At 74.2% G+C, this 20,052-nt stretch carries 19 protein-coding genes; 11 read left to right on the top strand and 8 right to left on the bottom strand.

Annotation, left to right across the window (positions count from 1 at the left end):
• Window positions 1–148: 148 nt before the first annotated feature.
• A complete protein-coding gene (gene nagB / locus ACIRRS_RS17035) occupies window positions 149–931 on the bottom strand; it encodes a glucosamine-6-phosphate deaminase (RefSeq protein ID WP_402971157.1) in 783 nt (260 codons plus the stop codon).
• A gap of 649 nt (window positions 932–1,580) precedes the next feature.
• Here nagB and ACIRRS_RS17030 point away from each other — a divergent pair.
• The 3 genes from ACIRRS_RS17030 to ACIRRS_RS17020 all read left to right on the top strand — a co-directional run bounded on the left by ACIRRS_RS17030 (window position 1,581) and on the right by ACIRRS_RS17020 (window position 5,041).
• A complete protein-coding gene (locus tag ACIRRS_RS17030; RefSeq protein WP_402971155.1) occupies window positions 1,581–3,464 on the top strand; it encodes a putative Ig domain-containing protein in 1,884 nt (627 codons plus the stop codon).
• 181 nt (window positions 3,465–3,645) lie between these two features.
• Window positions 3,646–4,140: a hypothetical protein gene (locus ACIRRS_RS17025; RefSeq protein ID WP_402971152.1), complete on the top strand. Its 495-nt coding sequence runs from the start codon at window positions 3,646–3,648 to the stop codon at window positions 4,138–4,140.
• 46 nt (window positions 4,141–4,186) lie between these two features.
• Window positions 4,187–5,041, top strand: a complete 855-nt coding sequence (locus ACIRRS_RS17020) for an NAD-dependent protein deacetylase (RefSeq protein WP_402971149.1) — start codon at window positions 4,187–4,189, stop codon at window positions 5,039–5,041.
• A gap of 119 nt (window positions 5,042–5,160) precedes the next feature.
• On the opposite strand, the gene ACIRRS_RS17015 is transcribed toward ACIRRS_RS17020, so the two are convergent.
• Entirely contained in the window at window positions 5,161–5,571 is a 411-nt protein-coding gene (locus ACIRRS_RS17015; RefSeq protein ID WP_402971146.1) for a hypothetical protein, read from the bottom strand.
• Window positions 5,572–5,860: 289 nt separating this feature from the next.
• On the opposite strand from ACIRRS_RS17015, the gene ACIRRS_RS17010 reads away from it, so the two are divergent.
• The 5 genes from ACIRRS_RS17010 (at window position 5,861) to ACIRRS_RS16990 (ending at window position 12,055) form a co-directional block, all read left to right on the top strand.
• Entirely contained in the window at window positions 5,861–6,625 is a 765-nt protein-coding gene (locus tag ACIRRS_RS17010) for a serine/threonine protein kinase (protein ID WP_402971143.1), read from the top strand.
• A complete protein-coding gene (locus ACIRRS_RS17005; protein WP_402971140.1) occupies window positions 6,622–8,124 on the top strand; it encodes a serine/threonine-protein kinase in 1,503 nt (500 codons plus the stop codon). The genes ACIRRS_RS17010 and ACIRRS_RS17005 overlap by 4 nt, the downstream gene beginning before the upstream one ends.
• A gap of 91 nt (window positions 8,125–8,215) precedes the next feature.
• Window positions 8,216–9,325, top strand: coding sequence for a calcium:proton antiporter (locus ACIRRS_RS17000; RefSeq protein ID WP_402971137.1), 1,110 nt, complete (start codon window positions 8,216–8,218; stop codon window positions 9,323–9,325).
• A 634-nt stretch (window positions 9,326–9,959) separates the two neighbouring features.
• Window positions 9,960–11,264, top strand: coding sequence for a geranylgeranyl reductase family protein (locus ACIRRS_RS16995; protein ID WP_402971135.1), 1,305 nt, complete (start codon window positions 9,960–9,962; stop codon window positions 11,262–11,264).
• Between the two features lie 143 nt (window positions 11,265–11,407).
• Complete coding sequence (locus ACIRRS_RS16990) at window positions 11,408–12,055, top strand: TNT domain-containing protein (protein ID WP_402971132.1); 648 nt, start codon at window positions 11,408–11,410, stop codon at window positions 12,053–12,055.
• An 18-nt stretch (window positions 12,056–12,073) separates the two neighbouring features.
• Here ACIRRS_RS16990 and ACIRRS_RS16985 read toward each other — a convergent pair whose 3' ends face one another.
• Complete coding sequence (locus tag ACIRRS_RS16985; protein ID WP_402971129.1) at window positions 12,074–12,607, bottom strand: GNAT family N-acetyltransferase; 534 nt, start codon at window positions 12,605–12,607, stop codon at window positions 12,074–12,076.
• 93 nt (window positions 12,608–12,700) lie between these two features.
• On the opposite strand from ACIRRS_RS16985, the gene ACIRRS_RS16980 reads away from it, so the two are divergent.
• The 3 genes from ACIRRS_RS16980 (at window position 12,701) to ACIRRS_RS16970 (ending at window position 14,538) form a co-directional block, all read left to right on the top strand.
• Window positions 12,701–13,279 (top strand): GNAT family N-acetyltransferase, encoded by a 579-nt coding sequence (locus ACIRRS_RS16980; RefSeq protein WP_402971126.1) that lies wholly within the window; start codon window positions 12,701–12,703, stop codon window positions 13,277–13,279.
• A 25-nt stretch (window positions 13,280–13,304) separates the two neighbouring features.
• The gene (locus ACIRRS_RS16975; protein ID WP_402971120.1) at window positions 13,305–14,006 is read left to right on the top strand and encodes a HEAT repeat domain-containing protein; all 702 of its coding nucleotides are present in this window, start codon (window positions 13,305–13,307) and stop codon (window positions 14,004–14,006) included.
• A 106-nt stretch (window positions 14,007–14,112) separates the two neighbouring features.
• Window positions 14,113–14,538 carry a DUF6210 family protein gene (locus ACIRRS_RS16970; RefSeq protein WP_402971117.1) on the top strand — a complete coding sequence of 142 codons (426 nt, stop codon included), beginning with the start codon at window positions 14,113–14,115 and terminating at the stop codon, window positions 14,536–14,538.
• Window positions 14,539–14,576: 38 nt separating this feature from the next.
• Here ACIRRS_RS16970 and ACIRRS_RS16965 read toward each other — a convergent pair whose 3' ends face one another.
• From ACIRRS_RS16965 to ACIRRS_RS16945, 5 genes are read right to left on the bottom strand one after another with little or no spacing between them, the layout of a single operon-like run.
• Window positions 14,577–15,530 (bottom strand): ABC transporter ATP-binding protein, encoded by a 954-nt coding sequence (locus ACIRRS_RS16965; protein ID WP_402971115.1) that lies wholly within the window; start codon window positions 15,528–15,530, stop codon window positions 14,577–14,579.
• Window positions 15,527–16,540 (bottom strand): ABC transporter ATP-binding protein, encoded by a 1,014-nt coding sequence (locus ACIRRS_RS16960; protein WP_402971112.1) that lies wholly within the window; start codon window positions 16,538–16,540, stop codon window positions 15,527–15,529. Before ACIRRS_RS16960 ends, ACIRRS_RS16965 begins: the two co-directional genes overlap by 4 nt.
• Window positions 16,537–17,400 carry an ABC transporter permease gene (locus ACIRRS_RS16955; protein ID WP_402971109.1) on the bottom strand — a complete coding sequence of 288 codons (864 nt, stop codon included), beginning with the start codon at window positions 17,398–17,400 and terminating at the stop codon, window positions 16,537–16,539. Before ACIRRS_RS16955 ends, ACIRRS_RS16960 begins: the two co-directional genes overlap by 4 nt.
• Window positions 17,387–18,355 carry an ABC transporter permease gene (locus ACIRRS_RS16950; protein ID WP_402971106.1) on the bottom strand — a complete coding sequence of 323 codons (969 nt, stop codon included), beginning with the start codon at window positions 18,353–18,355 and terminating at the stop codon, window positions 17,387–17,389. The genes ACIRRS_RS16955 and ACIRRS_RS16950 overlap by 14 nt, the downstream gene beginning before the upstream one ends.
• Window positions 18,352–19,908: an ABC transporter substrate-binding protein gene (locus tag ACIRRS_RS16945; protein WP_402971103.1), complete on the bottom strand. Its 1,557-nt coding sequence runs from the start codon at window positions 19,906–19,908 to the stop codon at window positions 18,352–18,354. Before ACIRRS_RS16945 ends, ACIRRS_RS16950 begins: the two co-directional genes overlap by 4 nt.
• Between the last annotated feature and the right edge of the window lie 144 nt (window positions 19,909–20,052).

The following is a 20,052-nucleotide window of genomic DNA, read 5'->3' as shown; positions in this document are numbered from 1 at the left end:
CGCCACTCGCCCACTCTCCCCCCACGCCCCCCCCGCCCCCCCCCACCCCCCCCCCCCCCCCCCCCCCCGGGGGGGGCGGCCCCGGGGCGCCCCGCCCCCCCCCCCACCCCGGTCGTTCGGGCCCAGGGTCCAGGGCCCCGCGTGAGGCCTACAGGCCCTGCCAGGTCGGCTTGGCCGCGTAGGTGTCGCGGAAGTAGTCCGCGAGCTTGAGCTTGGAGGCGGCGGCCTCGTCGACCACCACGGTCGCGTGCTGGTGCAGCTGCAGCGCCGAGGCGGGAACGACGGCGGCCAGCGGGCCCTCCACGGCCAGGGCGACGGCCTCGGCCTTGGCCTCGCCGGTGGCGAGCAGCACCAGGTGGCGGGCCTCCAGGATGGTGCCGATGCCCTGGGTGATCACGTGGTGCGGCACCTGGTCGATGCTGTCGAAGAACCGGGCGTTGTCCACCCGGGTCTGACGGGTCAGCGTCTTGATCCGGGTGCGCGAGGACAGCGAGGAGCAGGGCTCGTTGAAGCCGATGTGGCCGTCCGTGCCGATGCCCAGCAGCTGGAGGTCCACGCCGCCGGCCTCGGCCAGCGCGCGGTCGTACGCGGAGGCCGCCGCGGCGATGTCCTCGGCGTTGCCGTCCGGGCCGAGGAAGGAGTCCTCGGTCAGGCCGAGCGGCTCGACGACCTCGCGCAGCACGACGGAACGGTAGGACTCGGGGTGCCCGGCGGGCAGGCCCACGTACTCGTCCAGCTGGCAGATCCGGGCCCGGGAGGCGTCCAGGCGGCCGTCGGCGACCCGGGCGGCGAGGGACTGGTAGATCGGCAGCGGCGTGGAGCCGGTGGCCACGCCGAGGAGCGCCTCGGGCTTGTCGGTCAGCAGGTCGGTGATCGCCGCGGCGATGAGCTCGCCGGCCGCTGCGGGGTCAGGGACGATCACGATTTCCATACGGTCCACCGTTCTGAGGCGAGGCTGGCACAAAGCTGAGGTCTAGACCTCAGGGGTCTAGACCATTTTGCCGTGTTCGGGGCCCCCAGGTCCACCCGGGACCGTCCCCGGGCCGTCCCCGGATCACCCCCGGATCGCTCCCCGGGCGGCCGCGGGGGCGGGCCCGCAAGCGCGTCCGGAAGCGCGCCCGACCGGAAGCGCCCCCGCCGCCCGGAATCCGGGAGTCGCCCCGAACCGTCGAAGCCGCCCGAATTCTGTTCGTATTCGGGTGGATCTCCCCGCATCCGCGAATGGAGCACCCGGCGAATCCGGAACCTCCCCGCCGAGTCGTATTCAGTGAATGGTTACGCGCGTCAACCCCGTCGTCCACGAGCAAATTGAAGGGGTTTCACCTGGCCCGGAGTCGTTCTTAATGAACCCTTACCCTTCTCCGTTGACCAGTGTTCATCAGCTCTGCTTTCCTTCATGCCCAGCAGGCGGCCCCCACCGCCGGTCGGCAATTCCGAACGTGCGGATCAATCCCCCCGGAATCGCCGACCGGTGGAATTCGTCGTCGGCCACTTCCCCCACAAAGGGATCGCTCGCGGCCCTGACCGCCCGGGCGATCGGTACGAGAGAGGGCACCCTCACCATGGGTCACTCCCGCAGAATGCGGCGCGCCAAGTACGCGGCGCTCACCGGAATGGCGTCCCTGGCGCTCGCCGCCGCCGGCCTCGCCGGCGCGGCCGGCCCGGCCGCCGCACAGGACATTCCCGGCGTGGCGTCCAGCACGGCCAACGAGTTCAACCCCTGGAGCCCCCAGCAGGGCGGTCACGAGTACCGCCACGGCGCGCTGCCGGGCAAGCAGCAGCACGAGAACTACAAGAAGTGGGTCGCCGCCCACAACCAGGCGGCGGCCACCGGCCAGCAGACGCTCTCCTACGGGGGCGGCGTCGACGGCATCGGCGTGCAGAGCGGCCACTCCAAGGTCTACCTGGTCTTCTACGGCAGCCAGTGGGGCACCCAGAGCACCGACGCCAACGGCAACGCGAAGTTCTCCGGCGACTCGGCCGGCGCGGCCGGCGCCACCCAGCAGATGTTCAAGGGCATCGGCACCAACGGCGAGACCTGGTCCGCCGACCTGACCCAGTGGTGCGACGGCCCCAACGTCGCCTCCGGCGCGGTGAGCTGCCCCTCGAACGCCAACTTCGTCCCGTACCAGAGCGGCGGCGTGCTCTCCGGCGTCTGGTACGACAACGCGGCCGCCTCGCCCGCCCAGGCCTCCGGCCACCAGCTCGGGGTGGAGGCCGTCAACGCGGCCGCCCACTTCGGCAACACCACCGCCGCCGCCAACCGCGACGCGTACTACATCATCCTGTCGCCGCACGGCACCAACCCGGACGACTACCAGAACCCCACCACCGGGTACTGCGCCTGGCACGACTGGAACGGCGACACCACCCTCACCGGCGGCGCGGCCAGCTCGCCCTACGGCGACATCGCGTTCTCCAACCAGCCGTACAACATCGACCAGGGCGCCAACTGCGGCGTGGGCTTCGTCAACTCGCCCGGAACCCTGGACGGTTGGACGATGACCCTCGGCCACGAGTGGCACGAGATGATGTCCGACCAGAACCCGGCGGGCGGCTGGACCAACCACGTCACCGGCAGCAGCTACAACGGCCAGGAGAACTCCGACGAGTGCGCCTGGCTCAAGCCCGGCACCACCGGCGGCGCCGCGAACGTCTCGTTCGGCTCCTACGGCACCTTCGCCGAGCAGGCCAGCTGGTCGAACGACACCAACTCCTGCGCGATCTCGCACGCCATCCTGACCCACGGCAACACCGTGACCGTCACCAACCCGGGCACCCAGAACGGCACCGTCGGCACCGCCGCCGGCCTGCAGATCAGCGCCAGTGACTCGGCCACCGGCCAGACGCTGACGTACTCGGCCACCGGCCTGCCCGCCGGCCTGTCGATCAACTCCTCGACCGGCCTGATCTCCGGTACGCCCACCGCCACCGGCACCTCCGGCGTGACGGTCACCGCGACCGACACCACCGGCGCCGCCGGCAGCACCTCCTTCACCTGGACCGAGTCCACCAGCGGTGGCGGCGGCAACGCCGTCACCAACGGCGGCTTCGAGACCGGCTCCACCAGTGGCTGGACCACCACCGGCAGCGCCTCCGCGCCCGCCGCGGCCGCCCACACCGGCTCGTACGGCCTGATGCTCGGCTCCTCCAACCCGACCACGGACTCCACCGCGGCCCAGACCTTCACCGCCCCGACCGGCTCCAGCAAGCTGTCCTTCTGGTACAGCAACACCTGCCCGGACACCGTGACCTACGACTGGGCGACGGCCACCCTCAAGGACAACACCACCGGCACCACGACCACGGTGCTGCCCAAGACCTGCTCCGCGAGCGCCGCCTGGACCAACACCACGGCCACCGTCACCCCCGGCCACAGCTACACGCTGACCCTGGCCAACCACGACGACAACTACCCGGGTGACCCGACCTACACCTACTACGACGACGTGACCGTCTCCTGACGATCGCCGCGCCGCACGCGCCGGGGTGGGCCACGTGCCCGCCCCGGTGCGCTTTTCTTCTCCCGGGAGACCCGGGGAGACCCGGGGAGACCCGGGGAGATCCGGGGGAGGAGGCGGGAGCCGATCCGGCCTCCAGCACGTCGAATCCGCACCACCCTCACCCGGTACCAAGGGAACCACCGTGAACCTGAGCAGACCCGCCGCCCTCGCCCTGACCGGAGCCTGCGCCGCCCTGGCCCTGGCCCTCGCCGGCTGCGGCCCGTCCACCCCGGCCCCCGCCGGGCCCACCCCGGCGATCGTCGTGACGCCCAGCCCGACGGCCACCCCCACGCCCACGACCACGACCACGGCGAAGGCCGTCACCGCCGACGAGAACACCAACCGCACCACCCTGAAGGTCACCGTCGGCACCACGGTCACCGTCGACCTCCACAGCACCTACTGGTCCCCGGTCGCCAGCTCCGCCCCCGACGTCCTCGCCCCGACCGGCACCCCCTCCACCTCCGCGGGCCCCACCTGCCGCCCCGGCGCGGGCTGCGGCACCGTCGCCGCCGCCTTCACCGCCCGCACGCCCGGCACCGCGCACCTCACCGCCTCCCGCACGGTCTGCGGCGAGGCCCTGCTCTGCTCCCCGGGCCAGCGCGGCTACGACGTGGTCGTCGAGGTCACCGGCTGAGACCCGCACTCGCGCCCGGCCACGGCCCGGTCCTACCCTGAACGACATGACGATCCCCGGCGCCACGGCGGCCGACGCGGCCGGCCTGGCCGCGCTGGTGCGGCTGCTGGCCGCCCGGGGCGTCGTGGTGCTCAGCGGGGCCGGGCTGTCGACGGAGTCGGGCATCCCGGACTACCGGGGCGAGAGCGGCAGCCGCCGGCGCGGCACGCCGATGACGTACCAGGAGTTCACGGGCAGCGACGCGGCCCGCCGCCGCTACTGGGCGCGCAGCCACGTCGGCTGGCGCGCGATCGCGCGGGCCGAGCCCAACGCCGGGCACCACGCGGTGGAGCAGCTGCGCCGCTCGGGCCACGTGGCCGCCGTGATCACCCAGAACGTGGACGGCCTGCACCACGCGGCCGGCACCCGCACCGCCGTCGAACTCCACGGCGGGCTGCGCCGGGTGGTGTGCCTGGAGTGCCGGCGCACCAGCTCGCGCGCCGAACTGGACGGCCGGCTGGAGGAGCTGAACGCCGGGTTCCGGGAGGAGTCGGCCCAGATCAACCCGGACGGCGACGCCGAGCTCGCGCCGGGCCTGGTGGACTGCTTCCGGATCGCCCCCTGCCCGGTCTGCGGGGGAGTGCTCAAGCCGGACGTCGTCTTCTTCGGCGAGAACGTGCCCAAGCCCCGCGTCCAGCGCTGCTTCGAACTCGTGGACGCCGCCCAGGCCTTGGTGGTCCTGGGCTCCTCGCTCACCGTGCTCTCGGGCCTGCGCTTCGTGCGCCACGCCGCCCGGGCGGGCACGCCCGTGGTGATCGTCAACCAGGGGCGGACCCGGGGGGACGACCTGGCGGAGGCCCTGGTCGCCCTGCCGCTGGGCGCGGTGCTGACCGAGGTGGCCCGCATGGTCCGATCTGCGTAGCCCTGGACGGGGCGGCCCGGCCGGCCGGGGTGCGGGCCCCGGCGGCCGGGCCTGGGGAAGGGGCGCGAGGGCCCCGGTACGTGGGGGATCCAGCGAGGTCGCGCTCTGGGGGCCCTCGGCTAGAAGGGGTTGGTACAGGTGGTGACCTGCTGCGCGGTGTCCAGCGCCGGACCGGCGGTGGCGCAGACCATGCGCAGGCTGATCCCGGTCACCCGGGGGGTGGTGGCCTCGGCCGAACCGTAGCGAACGGTGGTGGCGGAGGCGACGGTCTCCCAGGGGCTGCCCCAGGCGGCCTGGGTGCGGACCTCGACGTGCACGAGGGTCAGCTGGTCCGGGGCGGCGGAGACCCGGGCGACGCCGACGACGCCGCCCTGGACGTCCCGCTCGTGCGAGACGCAGGGGTGGTTGAGCACCGTGGTGCAGGACGTGGTGCCCGGCTCGGCCGTTGCCGTGGTGGCCATGGCAGGCCCGGCGGTGAGCCCAGCGATCCCTGCCACCGTCATCAGCACAGCTGCGATCCGAGTGCGCATGGTATGAACCTCCTTGGAAATTAAGGGAATCTCACTCCTTGAGATGAGTCTTGCACAGCGAGTGGACGGACGACCACTGTGTGTTGCATCACACTCAAGGTGATCGTTCAACTACGTCCTGCAACCGTTATCCGATGTTCAGCACACGGACAACTGTCTGCTTGACGGATGATCAGTTCGTCTGTGCTGCAAGGGTTTACCGTCGCCACCTGTCACTCGTCCGGGTGGCGGAAGGCCTGTCCGCCGGATCGGACGGATACCATCGACCCGATCCCACGGAGGTACCCACGTGGACACCGTCATCGTCCAACTCCCGCCCCCCGCAAGGCCGGTGAATCCAGAAGCGGCCCCCGCCCTGCTGCGGATGGGCCCCGGCGAGAGCGCCGTCTTCGGCCGAGGCCGGCCCGGCAGCCCCGCCGCCATCCCCCTGCCCGACCAGGGGGTCTCCCGCAGCGCGGGCGAGGTCGTCGCCGCCGAGGACTACTGGCGGCTGTCCAACTTCAGCGCCACCGCCACCTACGTGGTCGAGAACCTCGAAGGCGCCGGCGAGCACGTCAAGGTCGCCCCCGGCCGCCTCGGCGCACCCGTCCCCTTCGAGTTCTCCCGCGTCCTGCTGCCCGCCCTCGGCGAACCCGCCTCCTTCAAGGTCTTCGCCCCGCAGCACGCCTACCTCGAGGATGGCCCCGGCCGGGGCGCCGACGGCGAGCACACCGTCAGCCCCTTCGCCCTCGACCCGACCGCCAAGTACTTCCTCGTGCTGCTCGCCCTGTGCGAGCCCCGGCTGCGCTCGCCCTCCGCCGCCGCCGTCCCCGGGCCCACCGAGGTGCTCGCCCGGCTGCGCCCCCTGCCCGCCTGCCAGGGCCTGACCCGCTCGGCCGTCAACTACCACATCGACTACCTGACGGCGACGAAACTGCGGCTGCGCGAGCCGTACGAGGAGGGCCCGGGCGGCGGCAAGCGCGAGGAACTCGTCGCCCTGGCGCTGAAGTTCGACCTCGTCCGGGAGGAACACCTGGCCCTGCTGCCGCCCCGCCGTCCGCCGCTGCGCCCGTGATCCCCGGCGCCCGCCCGCCGGGGGAGCGGCCCCCGGACGTGCCGGAGGGGTACCCCCTCGCCGGGTACCGCCTCGGCCCGCTGATCGGCGCCGGAGCCTGGGGCAGCGTGCACGCCGCCCACGGCCCCGACGGCGCGCCCGTGGCCGTCAAGCTCCTCGGCCCCGCCCGCCTCAGCCCCGGCCAGCGCGCCACCATGGCCCAACTCGCCCAGCGCGAACAGCGGTTCAGTCTCCGGGCCGACCACCCCCACCTGATCCGCACCCTCGCCGTCCTCACCGTCGAGGACCCGGACCACCCGGCGCTGGACGGCGCCCTCGCCCTGGTGATGGAACGCGCCGCCCGCAGCCTCCAGGACCTCCTCGCCACCGCCCGCCCCGGCACCCCCGCCCCCGGGGCCGGCCGCATCCTCGCCGAGGTCTGCTCCGGCCTCGGCCACATGCACCGCGCCGGCTGGGTCCACGGGGACCTGAAACCGGCCAACATCCTGCTGATGCCCGACGGCACCGCCAAGATCGCCGACTTCGGCCTCACCACCGAACTGGAGGGCACCCACGCCTACGCCCCGCCGCTCGGCTCGCCCGACCACGTCCCGCCCGAGTGGTGGTCCCAGCGCACCGGCGCGCGGGGCGTCGTGCTGCGCCCCAGCGCCGACGTCTGGGCCTTCGGCGTGATCGCCCACCAGCTGCTCACCGGCGGGCTCCACCCCTTCCTCGGCGCCACCGCCCGGGCCCGCTCCCTCGCGGCCCAGGCGTACGCGCGCGGCGCCGCCCCGCTGCGGCTGGACGGGGCGCTGCCCGCGCACTGGCGCCCGGTGGTCGCCGCCTGCCTCGCCCCGGCGCGCGAGGAGCGCGAGCGCACGGACCTCGCCGCCCTCGTCGCGCGGGCCGTCCGCACCCCGGCGGCCCCGGCCCGGCGGGCGCCCCGGGCCGTCGCGCTGGCCTGTGCCGCGGCGGCCCTGGCGCTCGTCGGCGCGCCCGAGCCCGAGCCCGTGCCCGGACCCGCCGCGGACGCCGCGGACGCCGCGCCCGTGCGGCCGGCGGGCGCCATCCCGCCCGGCTCGGACGTCCCCCTCGCGTACCGGGGCATGATCGAGGACGCCGCCCGCCGCTGCCCCGAGCCGGAGATCACCCCGGCGCTGCTGGCCGCCATGCTCAAGGCCGAGAGCGGCTTCGACCCGAACGCCGCCCGCCCGGAGACCGGCGAGTACGGCATCGCGATGTGGACGCCCGCCGTCTTCGACGCCTGGGCCCGCGCCGCCGCCCACCCCGGCCCGAAGTCCTACCTCGACCCGGGCGACGCGATCGCCGCCATGGGCAACTACGCCTGCTGGCTCGACCAGCGGCTCAAGGGCCGGGGCCTCACGCGCGACCTGCCCGCGCTGGTGGCGGCGGCCTACCGGACGAGCGACAAGACCGTCGCGGCGGCCGGGGGAGTGCCCGAGCGGGTGCGCCCGCACGTCGAGAAGGTGCTGCGCTTTCTGGCCGACTACGGAGGGTGAGCGGGCAAATCGGGATGAGTTGTGCCACATCCGCCCGTACGGCGGCGCGGGCAACCGGATGGCGGGCCTCCGGTCTGTCATTCTCGGGCGCATGATCACGAAGCTCCGCGCGGCCGCCGCGCAATGGACCGTCGTCGTTCCGGTGGTGTCGTTCGTCGTCCTCGGTCTGACCTGGCACAAGGACCTGCCCGGCTGGGTGGTCGGCGTCGTCGCGGTGTTCCTGATCGGCGCCGTGCTCTCGGCCGTGCACCACGCCGAGGTCATCGCCCACTGGTCCGGCGAGCCCTTCGGGTCGCTGGTCCTCGCCGTGGCGGTCACCGTGATCGAGGTCGCGCTGATCGTCACCCTGATGGCGGACGGCGGCGACAAGTCCTCCACCCTGGCCCGCGACACCGTCTTCGCCGCCGTGATGATCACCTGCAACGGCATCCTCGGCCTGTCCATCCTGGTGGCCGCCGTCAAGTACCGCACCGCCGTCTTCAACGCCGAGGGCACGGGCACGGCGCTGGCCTGCATCGCCACCGTCGCCACCCTCAGCCTGGTGCTGCCGACCTTCACCACCAGCTCCCCGGGCCCGCAGTTCTCGACCACCCAGCTCGCCTACGCGGCCGCCGCCTCGCTCGTCGTCTACGGCCTGTTCGTCGCCACCCAGACCCTGCGCCACCGGGACTACTTCCTGCCCGTCACCCCGGAGGGCAAGGTCCGCCGGATCGAGGACGAGGAGGACCACGCCACCCCGCCGACCCTGCGGGCCGCCGGTGTCAGCCTGCTGCTGCTCGCCGTCGCGCTGGTGGCGGTGGTCGGCCTGGCCAAGGGCGTCTCGCCGACCATCGAGTCCGCCGTCGAGGACGCCGGGCTGCCGCACGCGGTGGTCGGCGTGATCATCGCCCTGATGGTGCTGCTGCCGGAGACCATCGCCGCCCTGCGCGCGGCGGCGCGCAACCGGGTGCAGACCAGCCTCAACCTCGCGCTCGGCTCGGCGCTCGCCAGCATCGGCCTGACGATCCCGGCCGTCGCGGTCGCCTCCGCCTGGCTGGAGGGCCCGCTCGTCCTCGGCCTCGAACCCTCGCACCTGGTGCTGCTGACGCTGACCATCGTGCTCGGCACGCTGACCGTCATCCCGCGCAAGGCGACGCTGCTCCAGGGGGCGCTGCACCTGGCGCTGCTGGCGGAGTTCGTGGTGCTGGCGGTGAACCCGTGACGGCGCCCGGCGCGTAGTCACACACGGGAGCCCCTGACCGGCCGCTTTACGCGGGGTCAGGGGCTCAGTGGTGCGCCCGGGCCCTGATCGGTGCGGAGCAGTGCCGATCAGGGCCGTCGTCGATCGGGCGTCAGGCGGTGGGGCGGCGGCGACGGGTGTAGACCACGGCACCCGCGCCGGCGGCCAGCAGGACGGTGCCGGCGGCCGCGTAGAGGAGAGTGCCGTCGCTGCCGGGGTGCTCGGTTCCGGGGTCCCGGTCGGCGCCTTGGTCGGCGTCTGCGTCTGGGTGGGAGTCTGCGTCGGCGTCCGGGTCGGCTTCGGGGACTCGCCGCCGCAGTCGACCTTGAAGACCTTGTGCTTGGGGTTGTTGAGCTCCGGGTCCTTCGGCAGCTCGCCGTTCACCAGCTCCACCGACTGCCAGCAATTCGTGCGCGTCGTGGCCACCTCAACCGGGTGACGGACGGTCGGACGGTGGCCGGTAATGGCCGCTCGCCGCCGCCGGACCGCGTGTCGGGGGAGCGGGCTGCCCGGCAGGTTCTCTATCGTCCGTCTGGGACCGCCGGGCCCACTGGTGCGGGAGTGGCGCGGCCGGCCCGATCCGCCGCAGCCGAATCCGACCCCGTGGGAGTGCGCGATGCCCGGTCCAGAGCAGCAGGAGTCCGCCCGGACGGGCCGCGGCGCGGAGGAGGCCGACGTCATCGTCGTCGGCGCCGGCCCGTCCGGCTCCACCGCCGCGTACCACCTCGCCCGCACCGGCCTGGACGTGCTGCTGCTGGAGAAGTCCGCGTTCCCCCGCGAGAAGGTCTGCGGCGACGGCCTCACCCCGCGCGCCGTCAAGCAGTTGACGGACATGGGCATCGACGTCTCCGAGGAGGCCGGCTGGCTGCACAACAAGGGCCTGCGGCTCGTCTCCGGCCGGCGCCGCATGGAGTTCGACTGGCCCGAGCTGTCCGCCTACCCCGGCTACGGGCTCGTGCGCCGCCGCGCCGACTTCGACGAACTGCTCGCCCGCCGGGCCGCCTCCGCCGGCGCCCGGCTCGTCGAACGCGCCAACGTGGCGGGCCCGTTGACGGACGGGCGGACCGGCCGGATCACCGGCGTCACCGCCAAGCTGGGCGAGGGGCGCGAGCCCGTCGAGTACCGCGCCCCGATCGTCCTCGCCGCCGACGGCAACTCCACCCGCCTCTCCGTCGCGATGAACCGCCACCGCCGCACGGACCGCGCCATGGGCGTCGCCTACCGCACCTACTTCACCACCCCGCGCCACGAGGACAGCTACCTCGAGGCCTGGCTCGACCTGCGCGACCCCACCGACCGCGAGAACCGCCTCCTGCCCGGCTACGCCTGGGTGTTCGGCATGGGCGACGGAACGGCCAACGTCGGCCTCGGCGTGCTCGACACCGCCCACTTCGACGTCGACTGGCGCGACCTGCTGCGCCGCTGGTGCGAAGGCCTCCCGCCCGAGTACGACTACACCCCCGAGGCCGTCACCGAACCCGTCCGCGGCTCCGCCCTGCCCATGGGCCTCAATCGCCAACCCCACTACGCGGACGGCCTGTTGCTCGTCGGCGACGCGGGCGGCACGGTCAGCCCCGGCACCGGCGAGGGCATCGCCTACGCGATGGAATCCGGCCGCTTCGCCGCCGAGAGCGTCGTCCAGGCCCTCGCCCGCCGCACCGACCGCGGCCGCGAACTCGCCTTGCGCACCTACCCGCAGGCCCTGCGCTCCGCCTACGCGGGCTACTTCGCCCTCGGCCGCCTCGCCGCCGACCTGCTCGGCCGCCCGAAGCTGCTCGGCGCCGCCGGGGCGGCCGGGCTGGGGCAGCCCGCGCTGCTGAAGATCGCCTTCCGGCTGATGGTCAACCTCACCGAGCCCAACTCCAAGGACGCGCTGGACCGGCTGCTGCACCTGATCGGCCGGGTCGCGCCGGGGCGGTGACCGGTTTGTGATGTTCCGATTGACGGAGCATCAGGTGATCCGATTGCCTGAGGTGTCCTTGCGGCCCCGTGTTCGCGAACACGGGGCCGCGAACACGTCCGTGATCCTCCACGATCACCTTCACGACCACAACGGAGACACCCGTGCGCCTTCGCCTGCTCGTCGCGCCGCTCGCCGCGGCCACCGCGCTCATAGCCGCCTGCATACCCGCCGCTGCCGCCGCCACCGGCACGCCGTCCGACCAGTGCAGCACCGGGTTCTACGAGGGGGACGCCCGCCTCGGCCCCGAGGGCCTGCCCACCACCGGCCCGGTCGGCCGGCAGCTCTTCGGCTACCAGCGCACCGGCGGCGCCGTCGAGCGGGACTTCTTCGCCACGTACTACGACCAGGGCGCCAACGGCGGCAAGGGCGGCTGGATCTACCCGCCCGCCGACGGCTACGTCACCCTCCCGGACGGCAGCCCGATCGAGTTCGAGATCACGCTCCACCCCAACCAGAACATCGACCGCTACGGCAGCGAGTACGGCTCCTACCTCGCCCCCGAGGGCCTGCCCTACGCCAACCGCGCCATCCCGCCGCAGAGCCTCGACGGCAGCCCGGCGGCCGCGTGCAACTACCACGACTACAAGGTCGTCAAGGAGTTCACCGTCCACGCCGGTCCGATAGCCCCCTGGTTCAACCAGCCCGGCTGGGGCCTGCAGTACCAGCTCGACGCGGCCCTGCTGCCCGGCGGGCCGGCGAAGCTCAACGTGCTCTGGCTCGTCGACAACGGGTACCTCGCCCGGATCTGACGCCGGTTCCCACGCTGGTCACCAGACGTCGCCGTCGCGCCAGTCGCAGGTCAGCGCGGCGGCGAGGTCCAGCGGTGCGGCGCCCGGCAGGACGAACACCGCACCGTCCTCGTCGGGCGTCGGCCGCACCCCCTCCGGCGTCAGCACGGAGAGCAGGCCGCGCCAGGGCTGCCAGCCGCGCCGCCGGTAGAACCCGACCGCCTCGTCCGAGGCGCCCAGCACCCCCAGCTCGTACGCCCCGCCGATCACCCGCTCCACGGCGTCCATCAGCATCGCCCCGTGCCCGAGGCCCCGGTGGCCCGCCCGCACCCCCACGGCCTCCACGTACCCGGCCCGCAACGCCCGCCCCCGGTGCACCATCCGCCGCTGCACCACGGAGGCGTGGCCCGTCAGCCGGCCGTCCTCCCACAGCAGCGCGTGCACGCCGCCGAGCGCGTGCTCCCAGTCCTCGGGGGACATGTCCCCCTCGAAGACCTCGCCGAGCAACTCCCGGGCCCCGTACAGAACATCGCGGTCTATGTCGGAGGTGTGCGCCGTCATCAGCTCGATCACCCGTCGATCGTCGCACCGGGACATGAGAGAGGCGATCCCTTTTCGGTGAGGAAACCGCTGGCGGGCGCGGAAGCGAGACGGTAGGAAGGCGGAATGACCAGCAGCGACTTCCGGCCCGCCGTCCTCGACCTCGGCGACGCCCTTCTCCGCCCCTGGGGCCGGACGCTCGACCTGCCCGGCGGGACGGTCCCCGCACTCGTCGCGGCCGCCGCCGACCCGCAGATCGCCCGCTGGAACCCGCTGCGCGCCACCGACCCCGCCGAGGCCGAGGCCTACCTCGACCGCTGCGTCACCGGCTGGGCCAAGGGCACCGCGGCCGCCTTCGCCATCACCGACGCCGCCGACGGCAGCCTCCAGGGCAACGTCGCCCTGCTCTGGACCAACCAGGCCGAGGGCGTGGCCCTCGTCGGCTACTGGCTCCTCCCCACCGCCCGAGGCCGAGGCCTCGCCACCCGGGCCACCACCGCCGTCACCCAGTGGGGCGTGGACACCGCCGCCCTGCGCCGCATCGAACTCTGGCACGCCGTCGGCAACACCGCCTCCTGCCGCGTCGCCGACCGCTGCGGCTACCCCTACGAGGGCACCCTCCGCGCCTCCCACCGTTACCACGGCGACACCTACACCGACGAGCACCTCCACGCCCGCCTGGCCACGGACCCGCCGCTCAACTGACACACCCTGGCGCTAGCGTGCGGACATGACCTCTGCCGAATCGCTCGACCACCTGCTGGCCCTCCTCCTCGACGTCGACCCGGACTTCGACGAGTCGATCGCCCTCGCCGACGAGCTGGCCGCCTGCGGGGACCTCTCGCTCGTCCCGGCGGTGGAGGCCGCACTGGAGGAGGCGCTGGCCGCGGGCGAGTTCTTCGCCCGCGACCTGATCGCCGGCGTCCTCGCGGGCCTCAACGGCCCCGACGCGCTGCCCGTCCTGCTGCGCGCGAGCGCCCGCGACCTCGGCGACGACCAGGACTCCCTCCTCGCGGAGGTCGTCGACCTCTTCGCGCAGTACCCGGGCGCCGCCCGCGCCGCCGCCCTCCCGCTCGTCGAGGAGCCGGACGCCCGGCTGCGCGCCGTCGGCGTCTGGACGCTCGGCTTCGCGAGCGGCCCGCAGGACGTGGAACTGTTCGCCCGGACCGCGGCCGACGAGTCCGGTGAGGTCCGCGGCGCCACGGCGGGCGCGCTCGGCTCGCACGCCGCGGGCCTGCCGAAGGCCGTCGACCTGCTGATCGCCCTCCTCGCCGACCCCGAACCGCAGGTACGGATCGACGCCCTCGCCGCTCTCGGCGAGTCCCGCCAGGCGCGGGCCCTCCAGGCGGTTCGCACCCTCGCGGAGGACCCGGACGAGGGAGTGCGCCGCTGGGCGGTGATCAGCGCGGACCGCCTGACGCCGTACCAGTGACCGGGCCCGTGGCTGAATTGAAGGCCGGGCCCGAGCGCCGTCCCCGGCCTCCACGGGCGCGGGAACGCTGTTGAGCCCGTGGCCGGCCGCCGGGAGGATGGCGGCCGTGGCCTCCCGACGCTTCGTGACACTGGACCAGGACGACACGGCCGACGGCTGTCTGCACGTGGTCGTCGAAGCGCCGACCGGTGTCCACTACCGGCAGCAGTACGGCGGGACCGCCTGCCGCCAGGGGCGGGTGGAGGGCTTCCTCGTGCCGCTGTCCGGCCCGGACGCGGCGGCGGCGCTGCGCCGACTCTTCGAGGAGGACCTCGGCGGCGTCGGCACCTGGGGCCACGCCTGGCCGGAGGCCGAGCGGGCGAGGCTCCGCGGAATCGTCGAGAGCATCCCCTACTGGGTCTCCGACGGGCACACCGAGGAGCGGGGCGCCCTGAGCCTGGACGAGAGCCGGATCAGCGAGGCCGACGAGGCGTGGGTGCCGGTGGTGACCCCCGACGGTCCCGGGGTGCTGGTGTGGCCGAACTCGGACTGAGTGCGGGCGCCGGCCGTCGCCGGTGCCCGCACGGGGTGTCAGGCCGCAGTGGCGACCAGCGGGTGGTGGCAGGCGACCGCGCGGCCCGGGGTGGCCTCGCGCAGCCGCGGCTCCTCCGTCGCGCAGCGGGAGGTGGCGAGGGGGCAGCGGGTGCGGAAGCGGCAGCCGCTCGGCGGGGCGTGGGGGGAGGGCGGGTCGGTGGGGAGGAGGCCGGTGTCGCGCAGGGGGCGGCCGGGTTCGGGGACGGCGGCGAGGAGGGCGGCGGTGTAGGGGTGGGCCGGGGCGGCGAGGACGGCTTCGGTGGGGCCGCGTTCGCAGACGCGGCCGAGTTGGAGGACGGCGACCTCGTCGCTGACGGCCCGGACCACGCCGAGGTCGTGGGAGATGAACAGCCCGGCGAGGTCGCGTTCCTCGGTGAGCCGGCGCAGCAGGTTGAGGACGGTGGCCTGGGCGGAGACGTCGAGGGCGGAGACGGCCTCGTCCGCGATGAGCACGCGCGGCCCGGCGGCCAGCGCCCGGGCGATGGCGACGCGTTGGGCCTGGCCGCCGGAGAGCTGGTGCGGGCGGCGGTCCCCGAAGAGAGCGACGGGCAGGCCGACCTCCTCCAACTGCCGCTCCACGACTGCTGCCTGGCCCGTGCGGCCATGGGCGGCGAGCGGTTCGGCGACGATGTCGCGGACGCGGCGGCGCGGGTTGAGGGAGGACAGCGGGTCCTGGAAGACCATCTGGAGCCGGGGCCGGACGGCCCGCAGGGCGCGCGGGGAGAGGGCGCCGAGGTCGGTGCCGTCGAAGCGGACGGTGCCGGAGGTGGGGGCGGGCAGGCGCAGCAGGGCCTTGGCGATGCTGCTCTTGCCGGAGCCGGACTCGCCGACCAGGGCGAGGGTGCGCCCCGGGCTCAGGGCGAGGTCGACGCCGCTGACGGCGTGCAGCGGGCCGGAGCGGGTGCGGTGGACGACGGTGAGGCCGGTGGCCTCGAGAAGGGCGCTGGTCATGCCGCGGGCTCCAGGTCCTCGGGCGCGGTGAGCGGGAAGTGGCAGTCGACGGTGTGGCCCGACGACATGTCGTGGGAGGGCGGCGTGGTGGTGCCGCACACCTCGCCCGCCCGGTCGCAGCGCGCCGCGAACGGGCATCCGGCGATGGGCCGGCCGAGGTCGGGCGGCGAGCCGGGGATGGCGGGCAGGGTGCGCCGCAGCGGCCCGGTGACCCGGGGGACGGAGCGCAGCAGCGCGGCGGTGTACGGGTGCCGGGGGCGTGCGGTGACCTCCTCGGTGGGGCCGGTCTCGACGATCCGTCCGCCGTACATGACGGCGATGCGCCGGGCGCGCCCGTAGAGCAGGCCGATGTCGTGGGTGATGAGCAGGGTCGCGAGGCCGCGTTCGCGCCGGTGCTGGTCGAGCAGGTCGAGGACGGTGCGCTGGACGGTGACGTCGAGGGCGGTGGTGGGCTCGTCGGCGAGGAGCAGGGCGGGTTCCCCAGCGAGGGCGGCGGCGATGCCGACGCGCTGGCGCAGGCCGCCGGAGAGCTCGTGGGGGTGGGCGCGGGCGCGGCGGGCGGGGTCGGGGACGTCGACGGCGGCGAGCAACTCGGCGGCGGTGCGCAGCCGTTCGCGGCGGGAGAGGCGGCGCCGGTTGGTGATCGACTCGGTGACCTGGTCGGCGATCCGCACGACGGGGTTGAGCGAGGTCATCGGGTCCTGGTGGACCATGGCGATGCCGGTGCCGAGGAGTTCGGCGCGCCGGGCGGGGGTGGCGGCGAGCAGGTCCTCGCCGTTCAGCAGGATCTGGCCGGTGGCCTCCGTCCTGGTGGTGCGCGGGCCGACGCCGAGGACGGTGCGGGCCAGGACGGACTTGCCGGAGCCGGACTCGCCGACCACGCCGAGGCACTCCCCGGCGGCGATGGAGAGGCTCACCTCGTGCAGGACGTGCAGTCGGCGGCCGTCGGGCGCGTGCAGGACGGCGCCGAGCGAGCGGACGTCGAGGACGGGCGGCGGTGCGGCGCTCATCCGCGCGCTCCCTTCGGGGCGGCGGGAGCGCCCGAACGCAGGTGCTCCCCCAGGTAGTTGAGGGCGAGGACGGTCAGGCAGAGGACGGCGGCGGGCGCGAGCGAGATCCACGGCGCGCTGCCGAGCGTGGTGCGGCCCTCGGCGATGATGCCGCCCCAGGAGGGCTCGGGCGGGCGCAGCCCGAAGCCGAGGAAGCTGAGCGAGCCCTCGGCGACGATGGAGACGGTGGTCGCGGTGAAGGCGAAGGTCAGCGCGATCGGGGCGACGTGCGGGACGATCTCGCGGCCGAGGATGCGCAGCGGGGCGGTGCCGATCATCCGGGCGGCCTGGACGAAGCCGCGCTCGCCGAGCGAGAGCACGACGGCGCGGACGACGCGGGTGAAGTGCGGCACGGTGAACAGGCCGATCAGCACGCCGATGACGGTCAGGCTCGGGCCGCGCAGGGAGACGGCGATCATCACGAGGATCAGGCTGGGGACGGACATCAGCAGGTCGGTGGCGAAGCCGATCGCCTTGTCGAGCGGGCCGCGGAACCAGCCGGAGGCGAGGCCGAGGGCGCCGCCGCCGAGGAGGCCGACCAGGATGGTGAGGCCGGCGACGGTGAAGGAGGCGCGGGCCCCGGCGACGGTGCGCTGGAGGACGTCCCGCCCGGCGGCGTCGGTGCCCAGCCAGTGGCCGGGGCCGGGGGCGGCGGAGGGGTGGGCGAAGTCGCCGTGCAGGGGGTCGAAGCCGGGCAGCAGCGGCAGCAGCAGTGCGGCGAGGGCGACCAGGGCGAGCCAGGCGGCGGCGGTGAGCACCCCCGCCGGGGGCCGGTGGCGGCGTACGGGAACAGCGGCGGTGACGGTCTCAGTGGCGCTCATCGGCGATCCTCGGGTCGATCGTGCGGTACAGCAGGTCGACCGCGAGGGTGGCCGCGACCACGCCGAGCGCGCTGACCACCACCACGGCCTGGACGACGGGGAAGTCCCGCCCGGCGATGGCCCCGGAGGCGAGGCTGCCGACGCCGGGCACCGCGAACAGCGACTCGACGAGCACCGAGCCGCCCAGCGACGTCCCGATGCCGATGCCGACGAGCGTGACCAGCGGCAGGCTGGACGGCCGCAGGGCGCGGCGCAGCAGCAGCCGGGTGGTGCCCATGCCGCGGCTGCGGGCGGCGGCGATGTACGGCTGGTCGAGGGTCTCCAGCAACTGTCCGCGCAGGGTGCGGGTGAAGACGGCGGCCTCGGTGAGCCCGAGGGTGAGGGCGGGCAGGACGAGGTGGCGCAGGTTCTCGGCCGGGTCCTCGGTGAACGGCGTCCAGCCGGTGGCGGGCAGGACGCGCAGCTGGACGGCGGCGACCCAGATGAGCAGCAGCCCGAGGGCGAAGCCGGGGACGGCGAGCCAGCCGAACGTCCCGGCGGTGGCGAGCCTGTCGAAGGCGCCGCCGGGCCGCCAGGCGGAGAGCAGGGCGACGGGCACGGCGATGGACAGCGCCACCACCTGGGCGGCGAGGAAGAGTTCGAGGGTGACGGGGATGCGGTCGGCCAGTTCGGTGGTGACGGCGGCGCCGGTGGCGAGCGAGTGGCCGAGGTCGCCGTGCAGGGCGTCCGCGATCCACTGCCAGGCGGCGGAGAGCACGTTGCGGTCCAGGCCCAGCCCGGACTCGTACGCGGTGACCTGCTCGGGGGTGGCCGTCGGCCCGAGGGCGGCGACGGCGGGGGAGCCGGGCATCAGGTGGGGCAGGGCGAGCGCGGCGACGGTGACCAGCAGCAGGACGGCCGCGGCCCGGGCGAGGCGCCCGCCGTACCGCAGGGCGGTGCGGGTGCCGGGGGTCACCGCTTCACCCCGAGCACGGCGGGGGAGACGTTGAGGACGGTGCGCTTGGAGAGGTCGGGCAGGCCGGTGACCTTGGCGGTGGCGAGGAAGCCGACGGTGTTCTCGGTGAGGAAGGCCATCGGTGCCTCGGTGACGACGCGCCGGGCGGCCCGGTTGTAGGCGTCGGAGCGCTTGGCGGCGTCGGTGGAGGCGCGGCCCTCGGTGATCGCCTTCTCGGCCTCCTGATCGGCCCAATTCGTGAAGTTGTAGGGCGAGTTCGGCAGGTAGAGGGAGGTGAGCGCGGTGTCGGTGTCGCCGAACATGCTGGTGACGAAGTCCATCACCTGGAACTTGCGCTGGAGCATCGCGGTCCCGAGGCTCGCGTTGTCCATCGGCTTGATGGTCATCTTGATCCCGGCCTCGCCGAGCATCTGCTGGAGCACGGTGGCGCGCTGCTGGGCCTCGGGGCGGCTGTCGACGAGGTAGTCGAAGGCGAGGTCGGGGTGCCCGGCCTCGGCGAGCAGGGCGCGGGCCTTGGCGGCGTCGTGCGCCGGGTACTCGGCGGTGGAGGCAGTGGTGCGGTACGGGGAGCGGGAGCCGATCGGGCCGGCGGAGGGCGCGCCCTGGCCGAGGAAGACGACCTTCTCCAGGGCCTCGCGGTCGATGGCGTACTGGACGGCGCGGCGCACCCGGGCGTCGTCGAAGGGCGCGGCCTTGGTGTTGAAGAGGACGGTGCTGGTCGATCCGGGCCCGGTGGCGGCACGCAGCCCGTCGGTGGGGGCCTGCTTGAGCTGGCTGGGCGTCTCCGTCCAGATCAGGTCGGTGTCGCCGGAGCGCAGGGACTGGTAGCGGCTGTCGGCGTCGGGCAGGACGCGGTAGACGAGCTTGTCGGCGTGGCCCTTGGCGCCCCAGTAGGAGGGGTTGCGGGCGAGGGTGACGGAGACTCCGGGCTGCACGCTCTCGACGGTGTACGGGCCGGAGCCGACGGCGGGGGAGTCGCCGGCCGGGGCCTCGGAGACGTAGCCGAGGGAGCGGGTGAACAGGCTGGGGAAGGCGGCGTCGGGGGCCTTGAGGGTGAAGGTGAGGGTGGTCGGGCCGGTGACGGCGGTGGCGGCGATGGCGGCGGCGTCGAGGGCGCAGGCGCACTTGCTCTCCGGCTTGGAGAGCCGGGCGACGTGGTCGGCGACGGCCCGGGCGTCCAGGGGCTTGCCGTCGCTGAACGTCGCGCCCTCGCGCAGTTCGAGGGTCCAGGTCCTCGCCTCGGCGTCGGGGGTGAAGGACTTGGCGAGGTAGGGCTGGACGGTGCCGTTGTCGCCGTTGACCATCAGCGGGTCGTACAGGGCGTTGGCGAGGACCATCATCGGCATCGAGGTCAGGGTGCCGTCGGCGGGGTCGAGCCGGGTGAAGGGGCGGTCCAGGCCGATCTTGAGGGTGCCGCCGTCCGCGGCCGGCCCCTCGCCCGCCGCGCCGGTGGCGCCGGCGCCGCCGGAGAGCGCGTCGTCGGAGGCGGAGCAGGCGGTGAGGGTGAGCGCGGCGGCGAGGGCCGCCGACGCCAGGAGGTGATGCCGCTTCATGGTTCCTCGGTGTTCCTCGTTCGGGGGAGTCCCGGCGCCGGGGGTCGTGGGCGCCGAGAGGTTCGTCGGGTGCGGGGCCGCCGACGACCGTTACGATTGCGGAAGTGGCAGTACTGCCAAAAGGCAGTTGTGCAAATTCCAGAT

The organism is Kitasatospora sp. NPDC101183 (assembly GCF_044767945.1).
GTDB lineage: Bacteria > Actinomycetota > Actinomycetes > Streptomycetales > Streptomycetaceae > Kitasatospora.
This window is presented reverse-complemented; position numbering and strand designations above follow the sequence as displayed.